Origin of the sequence: Promicromonospora sp. NPDC057488, assembly GCF_042802395.1 — a bacterium.
In the GTDB taxonomy this organism is placed as follows: Bacteria; Actinomycetota; Actinomycetes; order Actinomycetales; family Cellulomonadaceae; genus Promicromonospora.
The window spans coordinates 1-4,924 of sequence record NZ_JBHVEG010000285.1 but is presented as its reverse complement, the minus strand read 5'-3'; the positions used below and the strand labels follow the sequence as shown (position 1 = coordinate 4,924).

Below are 4,924 nucleotides of genomic sequence, written 5' to 3'. Positions count from 1 at the left end.
AGCTTGTCGAGACCCGGGTCTCGACAAGCTCGACCAGCGGTGGTGCCCCCTACCTCAGTTGCGGTTGATCGTGAACGTCGACGTCGGGTTCTCGATGTCGCGGAAGTTGTTCCCGAACGTCAGCCCGTTGAACGTCGCCGACCCGACCGCCGGACCCTGGCCCGCCTCCGGCAGCGGGTTGGCCCAGATGCCGTAGCCCGACTTCGCGTCGTACGCGTCACCGCTGCGCTGGGCGCCGGTGATCGACACGTCCGTGAACACCGTGTCCTGGACCGGGTTCGCCGGCTGCCCGCCGACGTACTGGGTCTGGAACATGATCCCGGAGTACGTCGGGTCCACGATGTCGAGGTCGTTCACCCGGATGGCGGTGAACGTCTTCGACGCAGAGAACAGCCACACCGCCGGGAACACCTGAGCGCCCCAGAAGTGCCCGCCGGAGCGCACCACGGAGATGCCCTCGAAGACGGTCGGCGCGGGGCCGAACCCCTCCATCGGGTAGCCGAAGTCCAGCGAGCTGATCGTCACGCCCGAGTAGACGAGCGTGTCGGCGATGTAGATGTTGCGGAACGTGTTGTCCTGCCCGCCGTAGACGGCCAGGCCCGCGGCCCGCCAGGTGTTGGTCGACGTCAGGTTCTCGAACACGTTGCCCCGCTGGCCGCTGCCCCCGGCGTCGGTCGCCGCGAACAGCGCGAACGAGTCGTCGCCCGTGCCGCGTGCCTGGTTGTTGTGCACGTGGTTGTTCGCGCTGCCGTTGGTCATGTTCAGGGCGTCGGCGAACGTGTTCCGGATCCGGGAGTCCTTGATCTCCGAACCGTCCATGTTGGCCGCCCAGAACATGCAGATCATGTGCTCGACCCAGATGTCGTCGATGGTCATGTCCGAGACGTTCGCGAAGTCGAAGACCTTGCCCGGGCCGTCGATGCGCGAGGTGTAGTTGCCGAAGTACGCGAAGTCGCGGAACGTCGAGCCGTTCGCAGTGCCCTCGGCCCGGAACCCGATGTCCGTGTTCTCCTGGCCGGCGGGTGCGTGGAACCGCGTGAACCACGGCCCGGCGCCCACGATGTCGACGGCCTTGCCGTACACCTGGAACTTGCTCGCCGTCTGGTAGTCACCCGCCGGCAGGTAGACGCCGGCCAGGTTGCCGGTCGTGTCCATCCGGAACCGGTCGAGCGCGTTCTGCACGTCCTGGTGCGTGAAGCCCGCGGGCTGGACGTACCTGGCGGGATCCGGGTTGGCCTGCGCCGTCGCCTGCTCCAGGTCCACGAAGTCGACGGTGTACGGGCCGGGGTTGCTCGCCGTCTTCTGCAGGCGGATGGTCGAGCCCGCCGGGACGTTCCGCCCGAGCAGCGCGTTGGCCTCGTCGTAGATGTGCCGCGGGGCACCCTGGCCGGGCTGGTTGCCCGGGCTGGCCTCGTTGCCGTACAGCCAGGCGTAGCGCGAGGTCAGGTCGATGTTCTTGACGAACTGCCCGTCCACGTAGACCCCGAGCGAGCCGCTGGTGCCGCCGCCGCCCGCGGCGTCGGGCATCGAGAAGCGCACCACCAGGGAGTTGGTGGGCGCCCGGGTGGTCCACTCGACGTACGCGCCGGTCTGGCCCAGCGTGACGGCCTTGCGGCCCGAGGCCTCGCCGGCCAGGTCGCCGACGACGCGGTTGGGCCCGATCGCGGTGGCCCCGCCGCCGGACGCACCGTCCTCCGCCTCGTAGGTGTCGAACGGCATGTTCGCGCCGCGGCCGATGAACAGCGACCGCGTGACCTCGTTGTTCGCCCGCTTGGCCGCGACCTCGGTCGGGTCGGGGGCCGCCGTCACGGTGACGTCGAACGAGCCGTCGGCCGCCGTCCACGTGCCCAGGTTCACGCTCTGGCTGGTGGCGCCCGGTGCGATGGCCCCGGTGACAGAGCCCGTCAGCGTGCGCACCACCGTGCCGGAACCGTTCCGGAGCACGACCGTGAGGCCGTGCGCGCCGGACGACGCCGCGAGCGAGCCCCGGTTCGCGATCGTCGCCGAGAACGTGACGGTCTCGCCCGCCGCGGGCGTGGACGGCGTCCACGACACCGTCGGTACCAGGTCGGAGCTGGCGACCTCGGTGACCACCAGCGGGTCCGGCCGCGTGTAGCCGTTGTCGCTCTCCGACTGCTCGGCCACGGCACCCGACGGGTCCGCCTCCGCGCCGATCTCGTACGACCCCGCCGTCAACGTGCCGACGTCGGCCGTGACCGTGGCCTGCGCACCCGCGGCGAGCGCGCCCACCTGGCCGGTCGCCACCTCGTCGCCGTCCACCGTGAACGACACGTCAGTGGCCGTCGAGGCCTGCGTGCCGATGTTCTTCACGACGGCGGACAGTGTCACGTCGTCGGACTCCGTGGGCGATGCCGGGCTGGCCGAGACGCCCGTCACCGTGAGGTTCGGGTTGGCCGCGGGCGCGCCGAACACCTGCAGCTCGGCGACCTGACCGTTGCCCGAGCCCGTGTTCGCCGTGAACCGGAGGCGCACCTCCCGCGCGGTACCCGTGACCGGGACCGTCACCGTGTTGCCCGTCGCGGGGGAGAAGGCGCGCGCGGCCGACGGCGCGAGCGTCGCCCACGCGTCACCGGAGCCGGTGCGCCCCTGCACCTCGAAGGTCTGCGTGCGTGGTCCCCACGCCGTGGCCGGCGGCAGCTTCACGACGACGGCGCTCAGCTCCGCCGTCGAGGCCAGCGTCACCGCGAGCGTGCTCGGGTACTGCCCGCCCGCACCCTCCCAGTAGGTGCCCGTGTCGCCGTCCGTGGCATTCGCCGCGACGTACGTCCACTCCGTCGAGGACGCCGCCACCGGGCGGCCCGCCGCGAGGTCCGTGCCGTCGGCCGGCTCCTCCGGGTCCGGTGCGTCGCGGGTGCCACGCACCTCCAGCTCCGAGAGCTGACCCGCCGGCCAGCCCGTGTTCGCCGAGATCGCGACCCGCACGTACCGGGCCTCCGTGTTCGGCACGTCGATCGTCACCGTGTTGCCCGACGCCGGGTCGAACCGGCGCTGGGCGCTCGCGGCCAGGGTGGTGAAGGTGGAGCCGTCGGCGCCGGCCTGCACCGACAGGGTCTGCGTGCGTGCCTCCCAGCCGGCGGGCAGCTTGAGCACCACCTCCTCGACGGTGGCGCCGGAGCCGAGGTCGACCTGGGCCCACTGCGGCAGGCTGCCGTTGGTCGACTCCCAGTACGTGCCGGCGTTCCCGTCGGTGAGGTTGTCGGCCAGGTAGGGGGCGTTGGCGCTGCTGGCCGCCGCGGCGGCGCCCGCGGACAGGACGCCGGGCGCGGCGCTGGCCGGCGCCGGCACGAGCACCGCCGCGCCCAGGGCGGCGGCGGTGAGTACCGACATCAGGCCGGGTGCGAGCCCCGGTCTGGTGGCATGGCGCGAGGTGGAGCGGAACATCGTCGTCCCCGATCTCCCGTCGTCGTCGACGGGTGTCGTCACCAGGATTGTCCGTGCGTACTTGCCATGGTTCTGTACGTAAAAACGCGCACTCTTGTCGAGTTCTTGCGTTCGGATGGCACGGACATTACTGAGGCGCGACCTGGGGCGTCAAGGGTTCCGGCCGTACCTCTCCGCGCACGACGTACGCTCGGGCCGGAACCGATCGACCTGGAGCCCCCGTGACCGACACTGCCCCGCCCGCCCCGCAGCCCGCGACGCCGTCCGCCGACCTGCCCGCCACGCTGCGCGAGCGAGCCGCCGCCCTCGATGCCGCCGACCCGCTGGCCGGCTACCGCGACCTCTTCGTCCCGAGCGAGGGCCTGGTCGCCTACCTCGACGGCAACTCGCTGGGCCGGCCGCTGACCGCGACGCGCGAGCGGCTGGCGTCGTTCGTCGACGGGCCCTGGGCCGCACGGCTGATCCGGTCGTGGGACGAGAGCTGGATGGACGCGCCGACCGAGCTCGGCGACGAGCTTGGCCGGGTCGCGCTGGGCGCCGCGCCGGGGCAGACCGTCGTCGCCGACTCCACGACCGTGCTGCTCTACAAGCTGGCCCGCGCCGCCGTCGACGCCCGGCCCGGCCGCACCGTGATCGTCGCCGACACCGAGAACTTTCCCACTGACCGGTTCGTGCTGCAGGGCATCGCGGCCGAGCGCGGCCTCGAGATCCGCTGGATCGCACCCGACGCCGAGGCCGGCGTGACGCCCGAGGAGGTGGCGGCCGCCGTCGGGCCGGACACCGCGCTCGTGCTGCTCAGCCACGTCGCCTTCAAGTCCGGTTACATCGCCGACCTGCCCGCGATCACGCGGGTCGTGCACGACGCCGGCGCCCTGGTCCTGTGGGACCTGTGCCACTCGGCGGGCTCGGTCCCGCTCGACCTGGACGCCGACGGCGTGGACATCGCCGTCGGCTGCACCTACAAGTACCTGAACGGCGGGCCCGGCTCGCCGGCTTTCGCCTACCTTGCCGCCGGCCGGCAGGGCGAGGTGCGCCAGCCCGTGCAGGGCTGGATGGGGGCCGCCGACCCGTTCGCGATGGGCCCCGAGTACGAGCCCGCGGCCGGCGTCCGCCAGCTCATCAGCGGCACGCCGCCGATCGTCGGGATGCTGCCGATGCGCGACATGCTCGCGCTGATCGACCAGGCGGGCATGCCGGCCGTGCGCGCCAAGTCGCTCGCGCTGACCGGCTTCGCGATCGAGATCGCGGACGAGCACCTGCCCGGCGTCCGCGTGGCCTCACCGCGCGACCCGGAGCGCCGGGGCAGCCACGTCATGCTCGACCACCCGGACTTCAAGCGAGTGGTGGCGGACGCCTGGGCGCAGGGCGTGATCCCGGACTTCCGCCCGCCCCAGGGCCTCCGGGTGGGCCTGTCGCCGCTGTCGACGAGCTTCACGGAGCTGGCCGAGGGGCTCTGGGCGATCCGCACCCTGCTGGGCTGACCTCGCTCCCCTTCGAGGCCTAAGTTTCTTCGCTTTGCGGC

2 protein-coding genes are annotated in these 4,924 nt (G+C 72.2%); one reads left to right on the top strand and one right to left on the bottom strand.

Translation table 11 applies throughout. The annotated features are described in order from the left end of the window. Positions 1-54: 54 nt before the first annotated feature. On the bottom strand, positions 55-3,444 hold the full coding sequence (locus tag ACFU5G_RS29115; RefSeq protein ID WP_377252486.1) for a discoidin domain-containing protein: 3,390 nt from the start codon (positions 3,442-3,444) through the stop codon (positions 55-57). 179 nt (positions 3,445-3,623) lie between these two features. Here ACFU5G_RS29115 and ACFU5G_RS29110 point away from each other — a divergent pair, with 179 nt between their 5' ends. Next, positions 3,624-4,883 (top strand): kynureninase, encoded by a 1,260-nt coding sequence (locus tag ACFU5G_RS29110; protein WP_377252484.1) that lies wholly within the window; start codon positions 3,624-3,626, stop codon positions 4,881-4,883. The last annotated feature ends 41 nt before the right edge of the window (positions 4,884-4,924 follow it).